The 3,735-nt window shown below is 34.8% G+C and carries 4 protein-coding genes; all 4 read left to right on the top strand.

The features are described from left to right. Positions 1-264: alpha/beta hydrolase (locus tag RWL86_RS08340; protein WP_314078793.1), on the top strand; the 264-nt coding region annotated here is incomplete at its 5' end. A gap of 111 nt (positions 265-375) precedes the next feature. Beyond that, positions 376-1,854, top strand: a complete 1,479-nt coding sequence (gltX, locus tag RWL86_RS08345) for a glutamate--tRNA ligase (RefSeq protein WP_314078796.1) — start codon at positions 376-378, stop codon at positions 1,852-1,854. A gap of 1,016 nt (positions 1,855-2,870) precedes the next feature. Next, positions 2,871-3,404, top strand: coding sequence for a DivIVA domain-containing protein (locus tag RWL86_RS08350; RefSeq protein WP_314078798.1), 534 nt, complete (start codon positions 2,871-2,873; stop codon positions 3,402-3,404). A gap of 41 nt (positions 3,405-3,445) precedes the next feature. Next, positions 3,446-3,735, top strand: a 290-nt coding sequence (locus RWL86_RS08355) for a hypothetical protein (protein WP_314078799.1), incomplete at its 3' end; no start/stop codon positions are given.

The raw sequence follows: 3,735 nt of genomic DNA on the forward strand, positions 1-3,735 counted from the left end.
AAAAGTGTTGATTTCAGTAGTAGCAATATTCCAGTTTTATCGATTGTAGCAAGTAATGATAAGATTTTAAATTGGGAAAAATATGAAGCTAGTAAGTCTCGTTTGCCTAAGTCTAGTGAAGAACTTATGATTGAAGGTGGAAATCATAGTGGTTTTGGAATGTATGGAGAACAAAAAGGAGATGGGAAAGCTTCGATTTCAAATAAAGAACAACAACAGAAAGTGATTGAAAAATTGACGGAATTTATGAAAAAAACAAAATAGTTTGCTGATTACAGCTAGAATTTTAAAGAAAAAGCGTTAAAGTCATAGCAATTTTAACTAAAAAGTTTTACAATAGAAGCGATAGACAAAATAGAAGGGAAGTTATTAAAAATGGCAGATAAAGTGCGTGTACGTTATGCACCAAGTCCAACAGGGCATTTGCATATTGGTAATGCAAGAACAGCTCTATTTAATTATTTATTCGCAAGACATTACGGTGGAGAATTTATTATTCGTATTGAAGATACTGACCGTAAAAGAAATATTGCTCATGGGGAAGAAAGTCAATTAGAAAACTTAACTTGGTTAGGAATTGACTGGGATGAAGGTCCAGATAAACCAAAAAATGTAGGACCATATCGTCAATCAGAACGTGAACATATTTATAATCCATTAATTGAACAATTAATTGCTGAAGATAAAGCTTATAAATGCTATATGACTGAAGAAGAATTAGAAGCAGAACGTGAAGCACAACGTGCAAATGGAGAAATGCCACACTATAGTGGGCAACATGCTCATTTAACACAAGAACAACGTGATGCTTTTGAAGCAGAAGGACGTACTCCAGTTGTTCGTTTCAGAGTTCCTCAAAATAGAACATATACTTTTGATGATATTGTTAAAGGTGAAATTACTTTTGAATCTGGTAGTGTCGGTGGCGACTTTGTTATTTTAAAACGTGACGGTATGCCAACGTATAACTTTGCAGTAGCAGTGGATGACCACTTTATGGAAATTACTCATGTATTACGTGGGGATGACCATATTGCAAATACTCCTAAACAAATGATGGTGTATGAAGCATTTGGATGGGATACTCCTAGATTTGGTCATATGACATTAATTATTAATACAGAAACTGGTAAAAAATTATCAAAACGTGATGAGTCTATTTTACAATTTATTGAACAATATAAAGATTTAGGCTATTTACCAGAAGCGATGTTCAACTTCATTACTTTATTAGGATGGTCTCCACAAGGGGAAGATGAAATTTTCTCAAGAGAAGAATTTATTCAAATTTTTGATGAAAAACGTCTTGGTAAATCTCCAGCTGCATTCGATCCTAAGAAATTAGAATGGATTAACAACACTTATGTGAAGAAAACTCCATTAGAAGAAGTTGCTCCATTAGCAATTCAACAATTACAATTAGCAGGTTTATTACCTGAAACATTGAGTGAAGAGCAACAAGTTTGGGCGAATAAATTAGTAGCGTTATACCATGATCAAATGAGCTACATGAATGAGATTGTTTCTATTTCAAGTTTATTCTTCCAAAAAGACTTCGTTGTGGAAAATGATGAAGCAAGAGAAGTACTTCAAGGTGAAACAGTGCCAACTGTACTTCATGCATTCAAAGCTCAACTAGAAGCTTTAGAAGTGTTTGATGAGGCTAGTGTGATGGCAGCAATTAAGGCTGTTCAAAAAGAAACTGGTGTAAAAGGTAAGAACTTATTTATGCCAATTCGTGTGGCAACAAGTGGTCAAACTCATGGTCCATCTTTAGGTCAAACGATTGAATTATTAGGAAAAGAACGTAGCCTTGTACACTTAAACGAAGCGTTGGCTTTAATCCAAGCTTAGATATTCGAATTAGACTTCCTTTAATAGTAGTATTAGGACGGCAGTAGCCTCGCTTTGCGAGTCTCTTGCCTAAAATTCGAGCCTAGGGTCTCGAATTTACCTGTAATATCAGCCAGAATGGCTGATATTACTCATACTACTATAGGAAGTCTATTCTTGTTTTACGGATAATTATGAGTGGGCGTATGAGATGGGACTTCCTTTAATAGTAGTATTAGGACGGCAGAAGCCTCGCCAAGCGAGTCTCTTGCCTAAAATTCGAGCCTAGGGTCTCGAATTTACCTGTAATATCAGCCAGAATGGCTGATATTACTCATACTACTATAGGAAGTCTTTTCTTATTGAACGGATAATTATGAGAGGGCGTATAAGATGAGACTTCCTGTGATAGTAGCATTAGGACGGCAGTAGCCTCGCTTTACGAGTATCTTGCTCATGCTATTATAGGAAGTCTTTTCTTATTTAGGTTGTTCGATAAATCCTTATTTAGAGAAAAATTATGAGGGAGTAGTTTGTATCGTATTTTTTCTATCATTAAATGTTGGACTATATATGTGTAGTATTTTTATATATCAAAATAATTTTATGTTTTCGCTTGCAAAGAATTGAGAATTTATATAAAATACGAAGTAAATAAGTGTTGACAAGGTGATCGAGATGTTGCTATCATTGACAGACAGACAGACAGACAGACAGACAGGGGTAAGTCTGTCTTATTTGAATACATTTTTTATAACAGACAATAAAGGAGCACTATCTATCAAAGATAGGTATTTCTTTGTTGTCTGTTTTTGTTTGTTTAAGAACCTTGAAAATGACCCATAAAAGCTTTAAGGAGGTATGAATTTTAAAAGAATGAAAGGTTAGTAATGGGCTAATGTTACATTGTTATGTGATTTTTTGCATAAAATAGTATGACATGAAGTTGAATAGAGAAGGTGCTAGCAGCATAGGAAAGATTATGGATATATACCGTTCTTTTCTAAAGTTTAGTAACCAAGAAAGAAGGAGGAAATATGGAAACTATAAGAAGAAGTCTTTTTGGATATGACAAAAAGGAAGTAGAAGATTTAGTGAAAAAGTTGGAGGAAGAGAATAAAATCCTTAAACAAGAACTGACTGGGAAATCCGAAGCGATTGAACAGTTGAATGCTCAATTATATAAATATCGTTCTCAAGAAGAGCTAATTAGCGAAGCAATTATTGATGCAAAACAGCTATCCAAGCAATTGGTAGAGGAAGCTAAACAACAAGCAACAGAGATGATTGACGCTGCAAATAAAACAATATCAGATGAGTTTGAGCGATTTAATCAAACGATGGATACGTTAAATGAAATGAAGAACAAAGTTGTGGCTCAGAAAGCCGAGTTATCGAAGGAATTGCAAGAACTCTTATTACGTTATAAAAATGCGTTTGAAACCTCAGAGACGGAGGACTTTACTCGTATAAAAGAACATTTAGAGGAGGGGATTGCTCAGTCAGAAAAAGCTTTTGAGAGTTCTAAACAAGTTATTTATATACCTGATGTAATTCAAAACCATCATTAAAACGAAAAAACTAAATTAGAATTAAGAAAGGAAGTAAGTGTGTGAAAAAAGAAAATACAGGTCAACAAAAGCAAATATATTCTATCCGTAAAAATAAAGCGTATGGTGCAAGTTCGGTATTAATTGGGTTAATGGGGTCAGCGTTTTTGTTGAGCGGATTGGCACCTGCGGTTCAAGCTGGAGAACAGGAGAGTAAACCAGAAACAAAACCGGCAGATGGATCAGCTGTGAATGGAACAAATGCACCAACTGTTGAAACGGAGCATCTTATCATTGCGTCTCAACCAAAAGAAAGTGAGCCTAAATCGGAATCAACACCTACAGATAATCC

Origin of the sequence: uncultured Granulicatella sp. (assembly GCF_963515095.1) — a bacterium.
Lineage (GTDB): Bacteria > Bacillota > Bacilli > Lactobacillales > Aerococcaceae > Granulicatella.

Excerpts from the sequence above, each read along its gene's own strand:
- gltX (WP_314078796.1), top strand. The coding sequence starts at position 376 with ATGGCAGATAAAGTGCGTGTACGTTATGCACCAAGTCCAACAGGGCAT.
- RWL86_RS08350 (WP_314078798.1), top strand. The coding sequence starts at position 2,871 with ATGGAAACTATAAGAAGAAGTCTTTTTGGATATGACAAAAAGGAAGTA.